Here is a 19,992-nt window from a genome sequence, read left to right as displayed (position 1 = left end):
CCTTTCAACGAAAGGGCGCCGCCCCCGACCCGGTCATTTCTCCCGCCGCCAGTTGATCGAACCACGGTTTTCCACCGTGCTCGATTCCACTTCCACATCAAACCCGCGGCGCAGCAGGTACTTCAGCGTGATCACCGAACCGGCGCCCACCAGCGACACGCCGTAACCCACGTAAAGCTTGGGCGAGATGTACTTGCCGACGCCGATCACCGAACCACCCAGCGCGCGCGACTGGCTCACGCCTGCATCATCCAGGCCCAGCTTGGCACCCAGCTGCGAGGCGAGCAGGCCACTGCCAGCCGAGAGCGCCGCCGAGGCCGCGTTGACCTGCTGCGCCTGGTCGCTGCTGGCGCCGGTCAGGCTGCGTCCCAGCACCAGATAGGCCAGTGCCTCGGACTGCGACATCGCCGGATCGGACCACACGTCGGCACGCGGTTGCTGGGCACGCCCGGTCACGTCGATGCCGGCGGTGACATCACCGATGCGGCGCTCGGCGCGGATGTTGATGCGCGGGTCGGACACCGCGTTGTAGTTCCAGTTGAGGTTGCCACGGGTGATGGTCAGGTCCTGCCCATACGCCTTGTAGCGGCCGCTCACTTCCAGGCCGCCATTGGCGGTCATTTCGCGGCCGGGCTTGGCCCAGACCTGCATCTTGCCGGTCAGCGCGCCCTTCAGGCCGAACCCGGTCATCTTCACCTTGTCGCCCAGGCTGACCGTCAGGTCCATGTCCAGCGGCGAGGTGCGCGACTCTTCCGGATCGGCCGGGTCGAGCACCACCACGTCTTCGGACACCGAGGTGCCACGGTCCAGGCGCTCCAGGTCGATGTCGGCCTCGGGCACGTGGACGGTACCGCGCAGCTCCATCGCTGCCTTGGCCAGGGTGAAGTCGAGGTTGGGGTTGGCGACGATGCGCAGTTCGCTGGTGTTGGACAGCAGCACGTTCTCGCCGTGGATCTTCAGCTGCAAGGGCTGCGCATCACCGAACCACGACAGGCCACCGTCCACGTACAGCGTGCCCTGGCCGGAGTTGGCCTGCGCGGTGATCTTGGCCGAACCGTCGGGCTGGGCCACGAAGCTGCCCTTGCCCTGGTCGAAGGTCAGGCCCAGCGCGGGGAATTCACCCTTGAAGTTGCTCAGCTGCGCGTCGCCACCCAGCGACGGCTGCCCGCGCGTACCGCGCAGGCTCACGTGGCCCTCGATCAGGCCGGTCGGGCGCACGATGTCCGGCGAGAACAGCTCCAGCCAGTACAGCCGCGACATGTTCAGATAGAGCTCACCGTTCAGTGGTGCACTGGCTTCCCAGCCGGTCTGCATCTTCGCGTCGACGAAGCCGTTGCCCTGGAAGCCCATGCCCAGGTAGCCCTTGATGCTGGACGGGGTCATGTCGAGCTTCAGCGAGAACTGGTCATAGCGCACCAGTTCGCCGCGGGTGGTATCGCCCACGGTGTTGCGGTTCTCGCCCAGGCGCACGCCGCCTTCCTTCGAGCGCACTTCCACATGGCCTTCCCAGGCCGCGCCACGCGGGCGGATCTGCGCGTCCAGGCTGACGTCGCCGCGCAGATAGATGCGGCGGCCGGACTGCGGCGGCAGCCACGGCTGCACCAGCGCCAGCGGCAGCGCGTCACTGCGCACCACCAGGCCTTCGCGCGGCCAGTTGGCCTGTGCGCACAGCGCGCCGCTGCTGGCGGCGGCCAGGCAGGCTTCGGACAGGGTGTAGGTGCTGCCGTTGATCGCGAACGCCGCCGGTGCACGCAGCGACCACGCATCACCCTTCACCGGTGCGATGCGCAGCGAGGCCAGCTCGCCGCGCCACTGCGTGCCCTGCTGGCGCACGCTGCCCTGCAGCTCGATCGCCCCCATCTCGTTGCGGGTCTGCGCAGCCAGGCGCAGGTTGGAGACACTGCCCTGCGCATCCACGTTCAAGCGCTCCAGCAGCATGCCCGCGTTGACCTGCTGGCCCTGGATCGCCAGCGTGCCGCTGTCGCCGCGCCACGGCAGGCGGCCCTTGATGCTCACGCTTTCGGCGCCGTAGCCGTCCCAGTTGAGGTTGTTGCCGACCAGGTCGGCGGTGATGTCCGGCGCGTCGCGCGGGCCCTTCACCTGTACCTGGCCACGCAGGCCACCATCGGCGCCCGGCAGCAGATCGCTCAGCTGCAGCGGTTCGAAACGCGCATCGATATCGAGGCGGTCGCCGACCTTGCCCGACGCGGTCACCCGGCTGCTGCCCAGCGACAGCTTCAGGTCGCCCTGGCCCTGCGCGCCCTGCAGCGCGAACTTTCCCTGCGCATCGAGATTGCGCTGGCGCAGCACGCCCTTCAGCGACGGCAGATCGACCGTGGCTTCCAGTGTGCCGGTGGTACCCGGCGGTGCGTTTGCCGGCGGCGGCAGTTGCCGTCCCTTCGAAGCCAGGTTGCCGGACAGCCGGCCGTTCCAGCCCGGCACGAAGTAGCCAGGGTCGAAGTCCTTCAGCGTGGCCTTGGCATCCCAGTCCAGCTGCGGTGCCCACGCCACCTGGCCTTCCACCTGCAGCTGTCCACCCGGCGTCTGCGCCTGCAACTGGTGGATCGACGCGGCCTGGTCGTTGCCGCGTACGTCAAAGCGCAGCTGGGCCTTCTGCTTTTCGCGTTCGACATCGGCGCGGCCGATCGCCGCCCAGGCCTTCAGGGTACCGGCCAGGCCGAAGCGTGCTTCCTTCAGGGTGACCGGCACCGGTGCGCTGCCGGCGGTGTTCGGGTCCGGTGCCGGCACCCAGGTCAGGTCACGCGCGACCACCGAGAAGTTGAGCTTCTGCTGGTCTTCCTGACTGAAATCGGCGGTACCTTCCAGCCGCGCCTCACCGCCAAGGCCCTTCACCAGCAGCGGTGAGACCTTCAGCACCTGGTCCTGCAATGACACCACCGACGGTGCCAGTTCCAGTTCCTGATCGCCCTGCTTTACCTTGCCACGCAGGTTGGCATTGCCGCCCTTGCCGGCGGCGGTGAAGTCCAGCGACAACGGCGCGATCGCCGAGCTCGCCAATGCTGGCGACAGCAGCGCCAGATCCAGCTCGTCGCTGCGCACGCTGGCGTTCCAGGTCGGGTCGGTGCGGCCATCGAACACCAGCATCGCGTGCAGTGGTTTCGGCGCGCGCCCGGCTACGGCCACTTCCATGTGCGACAGGTCACCGCGGGCGACCAGGCCCACCGTGGCGGCCGTGCGCCCACGCGGTGCCGGCAGCACGGCAGTGACGGTCACGTCGGTGTCGTAGTCCTTGGCCGGGATGTAGCGACCCTGGGCGGTGAAGTTGCCCATGTCGCTGTCCACCACCAGCCTGCGTGCCTGGAACTCGCCATTGGCGATCTCGATGCCACCACGCACGCGACTGATGTCGATCACCGGCTCGTTGGCCTGGCTGATGCGGAAGCCGTCGATGGCAATGGCGTCGGCCTGGATCGCCAGCGGCATCTCGATCTGCGGCAGCGAATCGGGCCACGACGGCAGCTTGAACGGCTCATCGCTCTTGGCCAGGTTCAACGTCGCGTTGCTCAGCTCCAGCTTGTCCAGCAGCAGCTTGCGGCCCAGCAGCGGGCGCAGGTCCGGCTCCAGGTAGGCGCGCTCGGCGTGGAAATGGATGTCGTCGTAACGGAAGTCGACGTTGTACAGGGTCAGCGGCCCTGCCACCGGGCCGTCCACCTTGTCCCAGGTGAAGCTGGCACCCACCGGGAGGCGCGCCACCACCTGGGCCAGCAGTACGTCACGGCCGGCCACGGTCTGCAGCAGCCAGTACACCGCCAGCAGGGCCAGCAGCACCAGGCCCAGCACGCCCACGCCGGACCAGGCCCAGAAGCGGCGGCGCCGGTAGAAACGCACGCGCGGCGGCCTGTTCGGAGTCGGTGCAGGGGCACTCACAGGTCCGCTCCGATGTTGAGGTACAGCTGGAACTGCGAATCCGGGTTGTTCAGGCCGTGCGCGATATCCACCCGCACCGGGCCCACCGGCGATTTCCAGCGCACGCCGAAGCCGACGCCGGTATGCAGGTCGATGGTGTTGTCAAAGGCACTGCCGGTATCGACGAACACCGCCGCACCCCAGGGGCCACCGTTGAAGTAGTGCTCGTACTCGGCCGAGCCGATCACCAGGTTCTTGGCACCCAGCGCATACTTGTCCGGCTTCGGCGTACGTGGGCCAACCTCACGGTAGGCGTAGCCGCGGATGCTGCGGTCACCACCGGCGAAGTAGCGCAGGCTCGGCGGCATCGCCACCAGGTCGCTGGTCCAGGTGGTGCCACCCTCGCCGCGCAGGATCAGGCGATTGCTATCGCCCACCGGGATGTACCAGCGCAGCACGGCATTGGCCTGCACGAAGCTGGTGTCCGAACCCGCACCTTCCACACCGGCGCGCATCGTTGCCGTACCGCTGACGCCCTTGCGCGGGAACAGCTCGTCATCGACGTTGACGTAGTCGGCAACCATCTGCGGGTACACCAGCGTCGAGGTGTTGTAGACCGCGTCGGTGAATTCGGTGCCGGAGGCATAGCGCCAGCGCTCGCGCAGCGCGTTGATCGAGGCGATCGCGGTCCAGTGTTCGTTGATCTCGCCGCTGCGGCTGGCGATCAGCTTGAAGTTGCGCAGGTCGATGTAGTCGGTCTGCTCGTCGTAGGCGCTGGCAGCGAAGGTGTACCAGCCATCAAGCCAGTTGAAGGCTGGAATGCGGTAGCTGGTGATCAGGCTCTTGCGCTTCTGCGCATAGTCCAGCTGCGTGTTCATCTTGTGGCCGCGGTTGTTCAGGAACCGCCGCTCGATGCCACCACGCACACCCGGGCCACTCTCGCTGCCGTAGCTCAGGCCCGCGGTGTAGATGGTGCGCTTGGCGCGCGTCAGCTTCACGTCCACCGGCACTTCGCCGTTTTCGTCGGCCTGGTCCGGGCGCGGCTGGATGTCGATCACGCTGAAGTAGTCCAGCTTGGTCAGCGACTCGCGCAGCCGGTCCAGCTTGCCCTCGTGGTAGTAGCTGCCCTGCTCCCAGTACACCAGCGGGTCGAACAGCTTGTCGACGAAGTAGTCCTGCTGGAAGCGCACCGGGCCCATGTTGTAGCGGCGGCCGCTGTCCCAGGTCAGGTCGATGTCGGCCGCGTTGTCGGCGCGGGTGATCTGCACCTGGCGCTGGGTGTAGTCGGCATCGAAGTAGCCACGCTCGGCCAGGCGCCGGGTGATGGTGATCTTGCTGGCTTCGTACTGGGTGTGCTCGAAGCGCTGGCCCTTGCGGGGCTTGAATGCGGCCAGGTCGTCCTGCAGGTACTGGTCGTACATCGCCGGGCCGGTGATGTCGATGTGCTCGCGGCGCACGGTCACCGGGGCCCCCTTGTCGACATGGATGAGCACGCGCACGTGCTCATCCTGGCGCGGCGCCTCGACCTTGATCACCGGGTTGTAGTACCCGAACGGTTCCAGCGCCTGGCGGGTCTGCCGCTCGGCCTGCGACAGCAGGTACTCCAGGCGCGATTCACCCTGCTCCTTGCCGATCGTGTCGAACAGCGACAGCGATTCCTGGATGTTCTCGATGATTGCGGCGTCGTCGCCCTTGTCCAATCCCTTGATGTCCACCTTGTCGATGGTGCCGCGCGCGTGGGCCACGGAGGTGGCGGCCAGCGACAGGACCATCAGCGGCAGGGCGTATTTCTTTGGCTGCATGCGGCACAGCATACCGACCGGAGGTGACGATGCGAAATGCATCACGTCGTTGGAGATCGGTTGTTAAGTGGCGGTCAAAATACGCGCCTTTGTGGCGATCATCGGAATCGCACTCGAGGATGCCGACGTCGCGTGCGGCGACGCCGATGATCCCGATGGACATCCGCCGGCGATGTTCCGGTAGTGGCGGGCCCCGGGCGGGCACCCCCCGGGCACGGCTGCCGTTGCGGGGCGAGCGCCTGGGCAAGGGGGCGGCGATCGTGCATCTGGCGAGGGGACGCCCGTATCCGGAGGGCCGGCCGGGGGCCGGCTTTGCCCCGGATCTGTGGGTTGCCGGCCAGCGGCCGGCACTACGGATACGGGCGTCAGCTCGACAGATGCTCGATCGCCGCCACCTTGCCCAGGCGCTCGCCCAGCATCGTCAGCAGTGCCAGGCGGTTGCCACGCAGTGCCGGATCTTCCGCGTTGACCATCACGCCATCGAAGAACGCGTCGACCTGCGGACGCAGGCGCGCCAGGCGTGCCAGCACCGCCACATAGTCCTTCTGGTGCAGGCTGGCGCCGGTGTCATCGATGGCGGCGGTGACCGCTTCGGCCAGCGCGCGCTCGGCATCTTCCTGGAGCAGTGCCGCGTCGATCTGCGCCGGAATCTCGCCCTCGGCCTTGCGCAGGATGTTGCGGATGCGCTTGTTGGCCGCGGCCAGCGCTTCGGCTTCCGGCAGCGTCGCAAAGATGCCGATCGCATCCAAGCGGCGGTCGAAGTCGTACAGCGAGGCCGGTTTCAGCTCGGCCACAGCGTTGAAGTGTGAAGCCGGCACGCCCTTGTCGCCGTAGTAGCCCTTCAGGCGGTCGAGGATGAAGTCGTACAGCTCGCCGACGTCGGCCTGCACGTTGCGCGCCGCCAGGCCGCCGTTGGCGCTGGCCAGCAGCGCGCGCAGGTCCAGCTCGAAGCCGCTTTCGATGATCGTGCGGGCCAGGCCCAGCGCGTTGCGGCGCAGGGCGAACGGGTCCTTGTTGCCGGTCGGCTTCAGGCCTGCAGCAAAACCACCGGCCAGCGTATCCACGCGTTCGGCGATGGCCAGCACCTTGCCCAGCGGCGACAGCGCGATGTCATCACCACCGAAGCGCGGCTGGTAGGCCTCGTCGATGGCCAGCGCAACCTCGGCCGATTCACCACCTGCCACGGCGTAGTGGCGGCCGGCGATGCCCTGCAGTTCCGGGAATTCGTTGACCATGCGCGACTGCAGGTCGTTCTTGGCCAGCTCGGCAGTCCGCTTGGCCTGCGCCGGGTCGGCACCGACCTGGGCTGCGATCACTTCGGCCAGTGCGGCCACGCGCGCCACCTTGTCGGCCACGCTGCCCAGCTTGGCCTGGTAGGTCACCGTCTTCAGGCCCTCACCCATCGACACCAGGCCCTGCTTCAGATCCTCGTCGAAGAAGAACTTGGCATCGGCGAAGCGCGGGCGGATCACCCGCTCGTAGCCCTTGGCCACTTCGGCCACGTTCTTCGACTCGATGTTGGCAATGCCGATGAACTTCTCGGTCAGCGTGCCGGCCGCATCCAGCACGGGGAAGAACTTCTGGTTGATTTCCATCGTCTCGATCAGCGCTTCCTGCGGCACCGCCAGGAACGCGGGCTCGAAGCTGCACAGCACTGCCGACGGCCATTCGACCAGGTTCACCACCTGCTCCAGGTTGTCCTCGGTGATGCGGGCACTGCCACCGGCCTTGGCTGCGGCGGCTTCGACCTCGGCGACGATGCGTGCGCGGCGCTCGCTCGGATCGACCAGCACGAACGCGGCGCGCAGCGCTTCAACGTAGTCCTGCGGCTGTGCCAGCGACACGGCCTGGTCGTGGTGGAAGCGGTGGCCACGGCTGGCACGGCCGGCCTGCAGGCCGAACAGTTCGGCCTCGACCACAGTGGCACCGTGCAGCAGCACCAGCCAGTGCGCCGGGCGCGCGAAGCCCCAGGCGTGATCGCCCCAGCGCATCGGCTTGGGAATCGGCATCGCCGCGATCGCCTCGCGCAGGATTTCCGGCAACAGGCTGGCGGTGCTCGCGCCCGGGGTCACCGCGCGGTGCACGAAGCGCTCACCCTTGTTGTCGGTGGTCTTCTCCAGCGCGGTCCAGTCGATCCCGGCCTTGGCGGCGAAGCCCTGCAGGGCCTTGGTCGGCTGGCCTTCGGCGTCCAGCGCGATGTTCAGATACGGGCCCAGCACTTCGCTGTGCTGTTCCGGCTGTTCCAGGCCGACGCCCGGCAGCAGCACGGCCAGGCGGCGCGGGGTGGACAGCGGGCGCGCATCGCCCAGTTCCAGCGCGATGCCACGCTTGCGCAGGCCTTCGACAACACCGTCAAAGAAGGCCTGGGCCAGGCCCGGCAGCGCCTTGACCGGCAACTCTTCGGTGCCCAGTTCAATCAGCAGGGGGGACAGTTGGCTCATCGTTTCAATCCTGTGGTGGGGGCGCAGCGCGCGACGCGTCCGGCGCCCCGGAGTAAGGGGGAGAGCGCGGCCTTCAGGCCTTCTTCGCGCCCGGGAAGCCCAGCTTCTCGCGCTGTTCGTAATACGCCTTGGCCACCGCCTGGGCCAGTGCGCGCACCCGCAGGATGTAGCGCTGGCGCTCGGTCACGCTGATCGCGCGGCGCGCATCGAGCAGGTTGAAGGTGTGGCTGGCCTTCATCACCTGCTCGTAGGCCGGCAGCGGCAGGCCCACTTCCACCAGCTTCTGCGCTTCGCGCTCGCAGGCGTCGAAACGGTGGAACATTTCTTCCACGTCGGCGTATTCGAAGTTGTAGGTGCTCTGCTCCACCTCGTTCTGGTGGTAGACGTCACCGTAGGTCACCGGCTGGCCGTCCGGGCCGTAGGTCCAGACCAGGTCGTAGACGTTGTCGCAGTTCTGCAGGTACATGCACAGGCGCTCGAGACCATAGGTGATCTCGCCCAGCACCGGGCGGCATTCCAGGCCACCAGCCTGCTGGAAGTAGGTGAACTGGGTCACTTCCATGCCGTTGAGCCAGACTTCCCAGCCCAGGCCCCACGCGCCCAGCGTCGGCGATTCCCAGTTGTCCTCGACGAAGCGCAGGTCGTGCACCAGCGGATCGATGCCCAGTGCCTTCAGCGAATCCAGGTACAGCTGCTGGATGTTGTCCGGCGCCGGCTTCATCGCCACCTGGTACTGGTAGTAGCGCTGCAGGCGGTTCGGGTTCTCACCGTAACGGCCATCGGTCGGGCGCCGCGACGGCTGCACGTAGGCCGCATTCCAGCTTTCCGGACCGATCGCACGCAGGAAGGTGGCCGGGTGGAAGGTACCGGCGCCCACCTCCAGGTCGAGCGGCTGGATGAGCACGCAGCCCTGCTGGGCCCAGAACTGGTTCAGGGTCTGGATCAGGCCCTGGAAGGTGATCGGAACGGTCGGGGTCGCGGACATGCGTACGAGTCTTGGCCGGCAAGGGGGTGCGCTAGTATAACGGCCGACCTGCGGGGCATTCCGTACCCGGGAGGAGCAGGCAGATGGAACATCGGCTGCCGGCAGGCACGCCCGGCGAGGCGGGCGGCGTCCCGCTGCCCTGGGGACGGCTTCATTTCGAGCAGATTGCCGCGGCTCTGGTCGCCGATGACCTGGTGGCCGAGCAGGACCGCGAGCGCATGCGGTTTTCCGCGCAGGGCGCGCGCAACGCCAGTGAAGTGCATCCGCTGGTACTGCTGTCCAACCTCAAGCTGGCCGCCACGGGCGGCGGCGAACTGACCCTGGAACGCCTGACCGAGTGGCTGGCGCAGCGCACCGGCAGCCGTTACCTGCGCATCGACCCGACCCGGGTCGACGTCGCTGCGGTGACCGCGCTGGTGTCGCATGCCTACGCCCGCCGCCATCGCTTCCTGCCGCTGGCGGTGGATGCCGAGCGCGTGCTGGTAGCCACCAGCGAGCCGCTGGTGCAGGAATGGCGTCGTGACCTGCAGCACCTGACCCGCCGCCGCATCGAGCTGGCGGTGGTCAACCCGCTGGACCTGCACCGCTACACCATGGAGTTCTACGGGGTGACCCGCTCGGTGCGCGGTGCCCGCGGCGACGTGCGCGGCGAGGCCAGCACCACGCTGCCCAGCTTCGAGCAGCTGGTCGAGCTGGGCCGCACCGGCGACGTCAATGCCGACGACCAGCACATCGTGCACATCGTCGACTGGCTGCTGCAGTACGCCTACGAACAGCGCGCCTCGGACATCCATCTGGAGCCGCGTCGCGAGATGGGCCGCATGCGCTTCCGCATCGACGGCGTGCTGCACAAGGTGTTCGAGGTGCCGCCAGCGGTGATGACCGCGGTGGTCAGCCGTATCAAGGTGCTCGGCCGCATGGACCTGGCCGAGCGCCGGCGCCCGCAGGATGGACGCATCAAGACCCGCTCGCCGGGTGGCCGCGAGGTCGAGATGCGCCTGTCGACCATGCCCACCGCCTTCGGCGAGAAGTGCGTGATGCGCATCTTCGACCCCGATGCCGCCTTCAAGAGCATCGACCAGCTCGGTTTCAGCCCGCAGGAGGCCGCCGGCTGGAATGCGCTGGTCGAGCGGCCGCACGGCATCGTGCTGGTCACCGGCCCGACCGGCTCGGGCAAGACCACCACCCTGTATTCCACGCTGAAGCGGCTGGCCACGCCGGACGTGAACGTGTGCACGGTGGAGGACCCGATCGAGATGATCGCGCCGGAGTTCAACCAGATGCAGGTGCAGGCCAACATCGACCTGGACTTCGCCAGCGGCGTGCGCACCCTGCTGCGGCAGGACCCGGACATCATCATGATCGGCGAGATCCGCGACCTGGAGACCGCGCAGATGGCGGTCCAGGCCTCGCTGACCGGCCACCTGGTGCTGTCCACCCTGCATACCAACGACGCGCCCTCGGCGGTCACCCGCCTGCTCGACCTGGGCGTGCCGCACTACCTGCTCGCCAGCACCCTCAACGGCATCCTCGCCCAGCGCCTGGTGCGCACGCTGTGCCCGCACTGCAAGCAGCCGCACACCCTTGGTGCTGCCGACTGGGCGGTGCTGGCTGATAGCGATGGCGCATATCCAGATGCCGCCACGCCCTGTCGGCCGGTTGGCTGCCTGGAGTGCCGGCGCACCGGATTCCTTGGCCGCATCGGCCTGTATGAGTTGCTGCCATTGGGCTCGCGGCTGCGCGGGCAGATCCGCGCCGACATGGATCTGGCCGGTTTCAGCCGTGCCGCACGTGCTGAAGGGCTGCGGACCCTGCGCCAGGCCGGGCTTGAAAAGGTGGCGCAGGGGCTGACTACAATCGAGGAAGTCCTGTCAGTACTGCCGCCCCCGGATGAATCCAGCCCCGTTCCTGATCGTTGAAACCGGCCGACCGGTGCCGCCGCTGCGCCGCTATGGGCGCTTTCCACACTGGATTCGCGTCGCCGCCGGGCTGGAAGAACACGAGACGGTGGTGGTCGATGTCGAACACGGTGATGCCCTTCCCGATCCGCATGCCTTTGCTGGCGTGCTGGTGACCGGCTCGGCCGCCTTCGTCACCGACCACGCCGACTGGAGCGAGCGTAGCGCCGCATGGCTGCGCCAGACTGCCCACGCCGGTCTGCCAGTGTTCGGCATCTGCTATGGCCATCAGTTGCTGGCCCATGCGCTGGGGGGCGAGGTGGCCTACAACCCGGCTGGCCGCGAGTCCGGCACGATCGAACTGGAACTGCAGCCGCAGGCGGCACAGGACCCGTTGTTCCAGGGCCTGCCGCAGCATTTCGCCGCCCACGCCACCCACCTGCAGACCGTGCTGCGTGCGCCCGAGGGTGCCCAGGTGCTGGCACGCTCGCCGCTGGATGGCTGCCATGCATTCCGCTGGGGCCGCCACGCCTGGGGGGTGCAGTTCCATCCGGAATTCGCCACCCACCACATGCGCGGCTACGTGCGTGCCCGCGCCGACTGCATCGGTCGCCACGGCGGCTGCGCCCGCACCATCGAGCGCGCAGTCAGCGCCGCGCCGCTGGCCCGCCAGCTGTTGCGCCGTTTCGTGCGCCAGGCGCGGCTGTCTTCAGCCCAGCCGACGGCAAAACAGGGATAATCGGCGGCACGGGCAGCCGCCCGGCCCCTCCTGTCCCTCCCGGATGTCCATGAAAGAGATTCGCAAGCTGCCGGCTTCGGCGGGCGCCCAGTGGTTGCTGGATACGTTCTCCCTGTACCGGCGTGCGCCGCTGCAGCTGGCCCGGATCGGCCTGGCCTGGCTGCTGGTGAGCTGGCTGGTCACCCTGTTGTCCACGCTGATTCCCGGCGCGGCAGGCATGGCCGTGCAGCTGATGACCCTGGCCATCTCGCCGATCATGTTCGGCGGCATGCTCTACGCCGTGGGCGAGATCGACGAAGGCCGCCCGGGCCTGGCCTCGCACTTGCTGCAGCCGATCCGCGACCACCGCGTCAGCCACCTGCTGGTGCCGCTGGCGATCCAGGTGCTGGCGGTACTGCTGCTGGGCGCGCTGCTGTTCATGATGATCGGTCGCGAGGGCTTCACCGCCTTCAGCGAGGTCATGACCAAGATGGAAGAGATCAGCCGCAGTGGCCAGCAGATCAAGCCGGACGATGCCGCCGCGCTGGTCGCCAACCTGCCGGCAAAGCGCATTGCGCTGTGGATGCTGCTGGTGTTCCTGAGCGCGGTGGCGCTGTCGCTGGCGATGTTCACCCAGCCGGCACTGGTGGTGTTCGACAAGCAGAGCGGCATGCACGCGCTGCGCCTGAGCCTGCAGGGCTGCATCGAGAACATCGGCGCGATGATCGTGTTCGCCGCACTCGGCCTGATCGCCGCGTTCTGCATGTACATCCTGTTCGTGATCGTGATCCAGATCGCGATGCTGATCGGCGGCCCGCTGGCCGCCGCCTTCATCGCCCAGCTGGTGCTGACCACGGTGCTGATGCCGCTGTATGTCGGCGCGGTCTACGCCGCGTGGAAACAGATGTTCGTGCACCGCGGCAGCCGCGCGGCGCCGCCGATCCCGACCACGCCGACCTCCAGCGACGTGTTCCACGCCTGACCAGAACGCAGGTAGATCCACGCCATGCGTGGATAGAAAAGGGGACGGAGGGGATTAAGTCGTTTTTGCCTTTAACGACATAATCCCCTCCGTCCCCTTTTTGTCTTTCAGGCGGCGGGCTTCTTCACTACCGACGACGGCACCAGCCAGCGCGCGGCGTGGATGCCCAGCTCGTACAGCAGGCACATCGGGATCGCCAGCATCAGCTGCGAGACCACGTCCGGCGGAGTCAGCACTGCGGCTACCACGAAGATGCCGACGATTGCGTAGCCACGGCCTTCCTTGAACTGCTGCGGCGTCACCCAGCCCAGCAGCACCAGGATCACCATCGCCACCGGCAGTTCGAAGCTGCCGCCGAAGGCGAAGAAGATCGCCAGCACGAAATCCAGGTAGGCGTTCGCATCCGGGGTGATCGCGATCACGTCCGGGCTGAAGGTGGTGAGGAAGTGGAACACCGCCGGCAGCACCAGGAAGTAGGCGAAGGCGCAGCCGATGTAGAACAGCAGCACCGACGACACCAGCAGCGGTACGGCCAGGCGTTTCTCACGCGCGTACAGGCCCGGGGCAACAAACGCCCACAACTGGTACAGCAGCCACGGCACCGCCACGAACAGGGCGACGAAGAAGGTCAGCTTCAGCGGGGCGAAGAAGGCGCCGGCCGGGTTGGTGGCGATCATCGTCTGCCCGTTTGGCAGCTGCGACACCAGCGGTTCGGCCAGCGCGTTGTACAGCTTCTGGGTAAACGGCAGCAGCGCCAGCAGCACCACGCCCAGGCCCAGCAATGCGCGCACCAGGCGGCCGCGCAGTTCCACCAGATGCTCGACCAGCGAGCTTTCGCCGAAATCCTGTTCACTCATGGCTGGCGCTCCGTGCTCTGCGGCGGCGGTGTCGCGGCTGCTTCAGCGGGCGCGTCTGCAGCCGCCCCGGCAACGGCGCCAGCCTGGGCCGGTGGGTCCACGCCGGGCTGGGCAATCATGTGCGGCGGCAGATCGGCCTGCGCCGGTGCTCGCACTTCCTGCGCCAGATCGTCGCCCTGCTGCCGCGCCTGCTGGGCCTGGCGACGGAGCGCTTCGCCACTGGCGCGCAGCTGGTTCTCGGTGTCCTGCATGCCTTGGCGCACGTCCTGCATCTGCCGCTTGATCTCTTCGGCGTGCAGTTCGCGCTCCAGTTCCTGTTTCACCGAATCCCACTGGTTGCGGGCACGACGCACCCACAGGCCGGCGAAGCGGGCCGCCTTGGGCAGGCGCTCGGGACCGAGCACCACCAGAGCGACCACGGCAATCACCAGCAGTTCGCTGAAGCCGATATCGAACACCGCGACCGCTCCGGATCAGCGTGGGTTGCGGTCGTGCTCGTCCTGCACGGTGCGCGAGGCATCCTGGCTGCGCGACTCGTCGCCCAGCTGCGCGTTCGGCTTGTCGTCGTCGCGCATGCCCTTCTTGAATTCCTTGACCGCCGAGCCGAGGTCCTTGGCGCCACTGGTCAGGCGCTTGGTGCCGAACACCAGCAGGACGATGGCCAGCACGACCAACCAATGCCAGATGCTGAAACTGCCCATAAAGACGCTCGTTACGTTAGTGATCAGGCTGTCGAGCATAGCGCACCGGCTGTAAGCCGGCGCGCGTGACGAAAGTCAGTTCCCGCCCAGCGTTTCCGTGCGGATTTCGCCGTCATTGACCGGCTGGAAGCCCTGCTGCTGCGGTGGCGGGGTCTGCGGCACGTTCTGCAGCGGCGCCGTGGTGGCTTCCGCCGGGGCGGCCGGAGCAGCCTGAACAGGCGCCGGCGCAACCGCCGGGGCCGCTGCCGGACGCGGTGCGCTGCCGTTGCCGCTGCGGTTGCTGCGTGCAGCGTAGGTGGCCTCTTCCAGGCGGTCACGGAAGGCCACCACATCCATCGACGGCGAACCGGCAGCGCGGCCTTCGAAGATCATGCGCGGCGTGGTGTTGCTGCCGTAGGCATCCAGATTGGCGGCATCATCGATCTGCAGCACCGCACCATCCAGCGCGACGCCGGCAAACAGGCCGCGCGCGCGCGACCAGGACCAGATCTCGGCCTTCAGCTGGCCGTCGGTGGCAGCGGCGGCATTGCGGCCGACCGGGCCGGCGGCGACACCGGCATCGGCGCCCAGCGTGAACTTGCCATTGACCAGGTTGTCCAGGCTGCGGTCGTTGCGGAACACCAGCACCACGTCCGAGGACTGCACGCCGGCCTGGAAGCCGATGCTGCCGCCGGTCAGCTTCACGAACACCGGATTGGACCAGGCGCCGTTGGGCATGCGCACCGACATCAGGCCGTGGCCACGACGACCACCAATGACCAGACCGGCCTTGATCGTGTCGGGAATGACGATGACCGCGCGGCCTTCGTCGAGCAGTTTGTCCGGAATGCCCTGTTCGGGGATTTCCTGGATTTCAGCAAGCACGCGCACGGCATTGCGCGCACGCTGGTCTTCCTGCGGTCCGGCCATGGCCTGGCTGGACAGCAGGCTGGCGGCGATCAGCAGGGCTTGGATCGGGCGACGCATGGCAGGCTCCAGAAGTCAGTCCATAGGAAGATATAGCAAGTGACTGAAATTAGTAGCGTTGTCATGAATCCCCAATGAGCGTTCCCTGCTCACATTGATGCGCGCTATGCCTGCAATCCGAACCCTGCATCCCGGCACGGCGCCGGATCGGCGACAATACCGCCCATGCTCGACGCACCCGATACCGCCGTGCTGGCGGTCAACCTAGGCACGCCCGAGACGCCGACGGCCCCCGCCGTACGCCGTTACCTGGCCGAATTCCTGTCCGACCGCCGCGTGGTCGCGATCCCGCCACTGCTGTGGCAGCCGCTGCTGCGCGGACTGATCCTGCCCCTGCGCAGCAGTCGTTCGGCGGCCAAGTACGCCCAGGTCTGGCTGCCCGACGGCTCACCGCTGATGGTGCATACACGCCAGCTGGCGCAGGCCATGCAGGCCCTGTTGCCGACCCTGACAGTGCGCCATGCGATGCGTTACGGCGAACCGGCGCTGGCCAGCGAGCTCGACCGCCTGGCAGCCGACGGCGCGCGCCGCATCGTGGTGCTGCCGCTGTACCCGCAGTACTCCACCACCACCACCGCCTCGGTCGAAGACCGCGTCGATGCGTGGCAGCGCCGCAACCCAGGCGTAACCGTCAGCCTGGTGCGCGATTACTCGGTCGATCCAGGCTGGGTCGAGGCCGTGGCCGGATCGATCCGCCGCTACTGGGAGCAGCACGGTCGCGGCCGGAAACTGATGTTCTCCTTCCATGGCATCCCACAGCGCCTGGCCGACGCGGGCGACCCGTATCCGCAGCGCTGCGAGGCAAGCGCGCAGGCCATCGCCCACGCACTGGGCCTGGGCAGGGACGACTGGCAGATGGGTTACCAGTCGCGCTTCGGCCGCGAGCGCTGGCTGCAGCCGTATGCCGAGCCCAGCCTGTGGGCGCTGGCCGAATCCGGCGTGAAGCAGATCGACGTGGTCTGCCCGGGCTTTGCCACCGATTGCCTGGAAACGCTGGAGGAAGTGGCGCTGGGCTTCACCGAGACGCTGGCCGAGCGCGGCGCGACGATGCGCTACATCCCCTGCCTCAACGCCGATCCGGAACACGCTCGCGCCCTGGCGCGGCTGGCCGTGGCCTCGCTGGCATGAGTCTGCAGCCGTTTGAACTGGAGGTCGGTGGCGCGCGCGTCGCCGGCCTGCGCAATCACGGCGACGGCCCGCGCGTGCTGGCCCTGCATGGCTGGCTCGACAATGCGGCCAGCTTCGTGCCGCTGGCGCCGCACCTGTCGCCGTTGCAGCTGGTGGCCATCGACCTGCCCGGGCATGGCCACAGCGCGCACCTGCCGGCCGGTGCCAGCTACACCACGGCCGCCGCGATCTGCCACGTACTCGATGTCGCCGACGCGCTGGGCTGGGACCGCTTCAGCCTGCTCGGTCATTCAATGGGCGCCGGCATCGCCAGTCTCACCGCCTCGGTCAGCGACCGCGTGGAGCGGCTGGTGGCGATCGAAGCACTGGGCGGCCTGCGTGGCCCCGAGGAAGAAACGGCCAACCGTCTGCGTGAACATGTAAGCGCCACGCGGGGACTGGCACGCAAGCAGTTGCGCGTGTTCCCTGACCTGGCCGCGCCGATCCGTGCGCGGATGATGACCAACCAGCTCAGCGAAGGATGCGCACGGCTGCTGGTCGAGCGGGGCGTGGAACCGGTCGAGGGCGGCTACCGCTGGTGCAGCGATCCGCGGCTGATGCTGCCCACCGCGATCCGCCTCAGCGAAGGCCAGATCGACAACCTGCTGCAGGCCATCGCCTGCCCGACGCAGGTAATCTATGCCACGCCTGCGCAGTCCTACTACCCCGAGCCGATGCGCAGCGAGCGCCTGCAGCACCTGCGCAACGGGCGGCTGGCGGTGTTTCCCGGCAACCATCACCTGCACATGGAAAACCCGGAACAGATCGCAGACGTGATCCTGCACTTCTTCAGCAACGACAACGCCGGCTGAGTCGCGGCGTTCGCGCACTTCACTCCGCGCAGTTGCGGCCGATACATCAGTTGCGGGCCCCTGCGCCCGCCGCACGCGGACCCGGTCGGGCCTGCGGCGTGTGTCTGGTCCTGCAAGGAAGTCCGCATGCCCGCTCTGCTGCACCGTCATCCACAGGATGTGGCCACGGTGCCCCGTCTGCGCGTCGCTGATCGCGTCGCATTCCCCGAATTCCCGGCACCCGCCCTCGTCACGCCCTGCTGCGTGCGTTGCGGCGTGGCCGTTGTCTTTAGCTGACCCAGGAGTCGCCGATGTCCGTTGCATCCTCCCGTCCCCCCGATACCGCCCGCCTGCCGCATCTGCAGCAGCTCGCGCGCCGCGCTGACCGCCGCCTGCTGATCGGCAGCGGGATATTGGCTATGGCAGCCCTGGTGCTGGCGCTGCGTGGGCCGCAGGCACAAGCCGCCGCGTTGGCGGCCGTCGCCGTATTGCCAGCCGCGTGGTTGGGCGGCCCCCAGGCGGGCCGGGCCGTCGCCCGCAACGGTCTGGCGTTGCTGCTGTCGCTGCAGCTGGCCGTGTTGTGCGCGATCATCAGCCTGTCACCGGCATTGCCGATTGCCCTGCTGCTGGGCGTGCTGCTGGGCCACCGTGATCGCCTTACGGTGTGGCTGGCCGGTGGCGTCGGTACGCTCTCCCTGCTGGCACCGCTGCTGGACGGTACTGCGCTGTGGCCGGCGCTGCTGCAGGCCGCGATGCTGGCCGGCCTGACCCTGTTCCTTGGCCAGGTCGCACTGCGGCTCCGCCAGCAGACCGAAGCACTCGGCCACGGTCCCCGCCGGCTGGCCGCGCTGGCGCGCGACATCGCCACCGGCGCCGATCTTGGTGCACATGCTGACACCACCGCCTACGCACCAGGTTCGCTGGCCCATGCGCTGGCCGACACCGCACGCCATGTGCAGGCCCAGCGTGGACGCGAAGCGGAGGCACACGCCGAGAACGCGCAGATCCGCCAGGCCCTCGATGCCTCGCGCACCGCGATGATGATTGCCGACAACGATCACGTGATCCGCTACGTGAACCGCTCGGTGGTGGCCCTGCTGCGTAACCAGCAGGCAACGTTGCGCCAGGCCTTCCCCGATTTCGATGCCGAGCGCCTGGTCGGTAGCAGCATCCATCGCTTCCACGCCAACCCGGACCGGATCCGCGCCATCCTCAATGGCCTGCAGGTCAGCCACAACGGCAAGGTACAGATCGGCCCGGTGCACTTCGCACAGGTGGTTACTCCGGTCTTCGACGCACAGGGCGTGCGCCTGGGCTTCGCCGTGGAGTGGCATGACCGTACCCATGAGCTCGCGTTGGAGAACGCCGTCGCCGGCATCGTCGCGGCCGCCGCCGCCGGCGACCTCGACCAGCGCCTGCAGGCAACCGAAGGTGCCAGCTTCCTCGATGGCCTCACCGGTGGCATCAACCAGTTGCTGGATACGTTGGGCAGTACGGTTGACGAGGTGCGGCAGATGCTCTCGGCGCTGGCCAGCGGCGATCTCGATCGACGCATGCATGGTGAGTATCACGGCGCCTTTGCCGCGATCCAGCGCGATGCCAACGCCACCGCCGGCCAGCTGGCGCGCATGGTGGGCCGTATCCAGCAGTGCGCGTCCTCGATCAGCACCGCTGCGAGCGAAATCGCTGCGGGCAATGGCGCGCTGTCCGAGCGCAGCGAGCGCCAGGCAGCGCACCTGCAGGAAACCGCCGCTTCGATGGAAGAGCTGACCGCCACCGTGCGCCAGAACGCTGCCCATGCGCGCGAGGCGAGCCAGCTGGCAATCACCACCCAGAGCGCCGCCAGCGACGGCAACGTCGCCATGCAGCGGGTCGTCGACACCATGCAGGCGATCGAGGGAGCCTCGAAGCGGATCGGCGACATCACTGGCGTGATCGATGGCATCGCCTTCCAGACCAATATCCTCGCGCTCAACGCGGCAGTGGAGGCCGCCCGTGCCGGCGAGCAGGGCCGCGGCTTCGCGGTGGTGGCCAGCGAGGTGCGCGTGCTGGCGCAGCGCTCCGCCGCCGCCGCACAGGAAATCAAGAAGCTGATCGATGAGGCGGGTCGCCAGGTGGGCGAAGGTGCCCAGCTGGTGGCCGATGCGGGCCAGCGGATGCAGGGCATTGTCGGGGGCGTTGAGAATGTCAGCCACCTGATGCACGAGATCTCGGCGGCATCTCAGGAGCAGTCGGTTGGCATCGAGCAGATCAACCAGACCGTGGTGCAGATGGATCAGGCCACGCAGCAGAATGCGGCGCTGGTGGAGGAGGCCACCGCTGCCGCACGTGAGCTGCAGTCGCAGGCTGGGACGCTGACTGAAGCGGTGTCGGTCTTCCGCCAGCAGGAAGCACACGAGGTCCCGCGGGCCGCCTGATCAGGGTCTGCCAAGCGAGTGGATGAGGACGGCGCCCGCAGGGCGCCGTCTTTTTATGCGTGACCTGCCCCTGGTAGTGCCGGCCGCTGGCCGGCAACCGATTGCAGTGTGGGCCTGCTGTTGGTAGCGGCCAACCTTGGCACCGCTGCTCCTCGCACGGGGTATCCACGCATGGCGTGGATCTACCGGGCGATGTAATGCCATCGGGTTGCCGGCCAGCGGCCGGCACTACCCCGTGTTTAACGCGCCCAAACTTTCCGGCCGCGGGGCGGCAACCCCACGGTGTTAAATAGCCCCGTAGATACACGCCAACCGGGGATCCCCCTGCGAGGAACAGCGGCGCCAACCAAGGTTGGCCCCTAACAACACCACGCCCACACAGCGGTCGGTTTGCCGGCCC

At 67.8% G+C, this 19,992-nt stretch carries 14 protein-coding genes; 6 read left to right on the top strand and 8 right to left on the bottom strand.

The features are described from left to right. Positions 1-33: 33 nt before the first annotated feature. The 4 genes from R5H29_RS18415 to glyQ all read right to left on the bottom strand — a co-directional run bounded on the left by R5H29_RS18415 (position 34) and on the right by glyQ (position 9,095). Complete coding sequence (locus R5H29_RS18415) at positions 34-3,888, bottom strand: translocation/assembly module TamB domain-containing protein (RefSeq protein ID WP_171952447.1); 3,855 nt, start codon at positions 3,886-3,888, stop codon at positions 34-36. Continuing rightward, positions 3,885-5,681, bottom strand: coding sequence for an autotransporter assembly complex family protein (locus R5H29_RS18410; RefSeq protein WP_171952692.1), 1,797 nt, complete (start codon positions 5,679-5,681; stop codon positions 3,885-3,887). Before R5H29_RS18410 ends, R5H29_RS18415 begins: the two co-directional genes overlap by 4 nt. Before the next feature lie 353 nt (positions 5,682-6,034). Next, positions 6,035-8,110 (bottom strand): glycine--tRNA ligase subunit beta, encoded by a 2,076-nt coding sequence (gene glyS, locus R5H29_RS18405; protein WP_332329585.1) that lies wholly within the window; start codon positions 8,108-8,110, stop codon positions 6,035-6,037. Positions 8,111-8,183: 73 nt separating this feature from the next. Further along, on the bottom strand, positions 8,184-9,095 hold the full coding sequence (glyQ, locus tag R5H29_RS18400) for a glycine--tRNA ligase subunit alpha (protein WP_019661767.1): 912 nt from the start codon (positions 9,093-9,095) through the stop codon (positions 8,184-8,186). Between the two features lie 83 nt (positions 9,096-9,178). Here glyQ and R5H29_RS18395 point away from each other — a divergent pair, with 83 nt between their 5' ends. From R5H29_RS18395 to R5H29_RS18385, 3 genes are read left to right on the top strand one after another with little or no spacing between them, the layout of a single operon-like run. Then, positions 9,179-11,014: a GspE/PulE family protein gene (locus R5H29_RS18395; RefSeq protein WP_227844910.1), complete on the top strand. Its 1,836-nt coding sequence runs from the start codon at positions 9,179-9,181 to the stop codon at positions 11,012-11,014. Continuing rightward, positions 10,986-11,732 (top strand): glutamine amidotransferase, encoded by a 747-nt coding sequence (locus tag R5H29_RS18390; RefSeq protein WP_188250640.1) that lies wholly within the window; start codon positions 10,986-10,988, stop codon positions 11,730-11,732. Before R5H29_RS18395 ends, R5H29_RS18390 begins: the two co-directional genes overlap by 29 nt. Before the next feature lie 49 nt (positions 11,733-11,781). Continuing rightward, a complete protein-coding gene (locus R5H29_RS18385; RefSeq protein ID WP_019661770.1) occupies positions 11,782-12,693 on the top strand; it encodes a BPSS1780 family membrane protein in 912 nt (303 codons plus the stop codon). A gap of 107 nt (positions 12,694-12,800) precedes the next feature. Here the strand turns inward: R5H29_RS18385 and tatC are convergent, their stop codons facing one another. The 4 genes from tatC to R5H29_RS18365 form a co-directional block, all read right to left on the bottom strand. After that, entirely contained in the window at positions 12,801-13,550 is a 750-nt protein-coding gene (gene tatC, locus R5H29_RS18380; protein WP_058979271.1) for a twin-arginine translocase subunit TatC, read from the bottom strand. Beyond that, entirely contained in the window at positions 13,547-14,008 is a 462-nt protein-coding gene (gene tatB / locus R5H29_RS18375; RefSeq protein ID WP_019661771.1) for a Sec-independent protein translocase protein TatB, read from the bottom strand. The genes tatC and tatB overlap by 4 nt, the downstream gene beginning before the upstream one ends. Positions 14,009-14,023: 15 nt before the next feature. Next, positions 14,024-14,251, bottom strand: coding sequence for a Sec-independent protein translocase subunit TatA (gene tatA, locus R5H29_RS18370; protein WP_026347229.1), 228 nt, complete (start codon positions 14,249-14,251; stop codon positions 14,024-14,026). 75 nt (positions 14,252-14,326) lie between these two features. Further along, the gene (locus R5H29_RS18365; protein ID WP_019661773.1) at positions 14,327-15,217 is read right to left on the bottom strand and encodes a YSC84-related protein; all 891 of its coding nucleotides are present in this window, start codon (positions 15,215-15,217) and stop codon (positions 14,327-14,329) included. A gap of 165 nt (positions 15,218-15,382) precedes the next feature. Between R5H29_RS18365 and hemH the strand changes: the two genes are divergently transcribed. The 3 genes from hemH (at position 15,383) to R5H29_RS18350 (ending at position 19,592) form a co-directional block, all read left to right on the top strand. After that, positions 15,383-16,345 carry a ferrochelatase gene (gene hemH, locus R5H29_RS18360; RefSeq protein ID WP_019661774.1) on the top strand — a complete coding sequence of 321 codons (963 nt, stop codon included), beginning with the start codon at positions 15,383-15,385 and terminating at the stop codon, positions 16,343-16,345. Beyond that, positions 16,342-17,196 (top strand): alpha/beta hydrolase, encoded by an 855-nt coding sequence (locus R5H29_RS18355; RefSeq protein WP_332329584.1) that lies wholly within the window; start codon positions 16,342-16,344, stop codon positions 17,194-17,196. Before hemH ends, R5H29_RS18355 begins: the two co-directional genes overlap by 4 nt. 290 nt (positions 17,197-17,486) lie before the next feature. Next, a complete protein-coding gene (locus R5H29_RS18350; protein WP_134735323.1) occupies positions 17,487-19,592 on the top strand; it encodes a methyl-accepting chemotaxis protein in 2,106 nt (701 codons plus the stop codon). Positions 19,593-19,992 lie beyond the last annotated feature (400 nt).

Origin of the sequence: Stenotrophomonas sp. A3_2 (assembly GCF_036624925.1) — a bacterium.
Classification (GTDB): domain Bacteria; phylum Pseudomonadota; class Gammaproteobacteria; order Xanthomonadales; family Xanthomonadaceae; genus Stenotrophomonas; species Stenotrophomonas hibiscicola.
This window is presented reverse-complemented; position numbering and strand designations above follow the sequence as displayed.

Excerpts from the sequence above, each read along its gene's own strand:
- tatC (WP_058979271.1), bottom strand. The coding sequence starts at position 13,550 with ATGAGTGAACAGGATTTCGGCGAAAGCTCGCTGGTCGAGCATCTGGTG.
- R5H29_RS18385 (WP_019661770.1), top strand. The coding sequence starts at position 11,782 with ATGAAAGAGATTCGCAAGCTGCCGGCTTCGGCGGGCGCCCAGTGGTTG.
- tatA (WP_026347229.1), bottom strand. The coding sequence starts at position 14,251 with ATGGGCAGTTTCAGCATCTGGCATTGGTTGGTCGTGCTGGCCATCGTC.
- glyS (WP_332329585.1), bottom strand. The coding sequence starts at position 8,110 with ATGAGCCAACTGTCCCCCCTGCTGATTGAACTGGGCACCGAAGAGTTG.
- glyQ (WP_019661767.1), bottom strand. The coding sequence starts at position 9,095 with ATGTCCGCGACCCCGACCGTTCCGATCACCTTCCAGGGCCTGATCCAG.
- R5H29_RS18350 (WP_134735323.1), top strand. The coding sequence starts at position 17,487 with ATGTCCGTTGCATCCTCCCGTCCCCCCGATACCGCCCGCCTGCCGCAT.
- R5H29_RS18395 (WP_227844910.1), top strand. The coding sequence starts at position 9,179 with ATGGAACATCGGCTGCCGGCAGGCACGCCCGGCGAGGCGGGCGGCGTC.
- R5H29_RS18390 (WP_188250640.1), top strand. The coding sequence starts at position 10,986 with ATGAATCCAGCCCCGTTCCTGATCGTTGAAACCGGCCGACCGGTGCCG.
- R5H29_RS18355 (WP_332329584.1), top strand. The coding sequence starts at position 16,342 with ATGAGTCTGCAGCCGTTTGAACTGGAGGTCGGTGGCGCGCGCGTCGCC.
- hemH (WP_019661774.1), top strand. The coding sequence starts at position 15,383 with ATGCTCGACGCACCCGATACCGCCGTGCTGGCGGTCAACCTAGGCACG.
- R5H29_RS18410 (WP_171952692.1), bottom strand. The coding sequence starts at position 5,681 with ATGCTGTGCCGCATGCAGCCAAAGAAATACGCCCTGCCGCTGATGGTC.
- R5H29_RS18365 (WP_019661773.1), bottom strand. The coding sequence starts at position 15,217 with ATGCGTCGCCCGATCCAAGCCCTGCTGATCGCCGCCAGCCTGCTGTCC.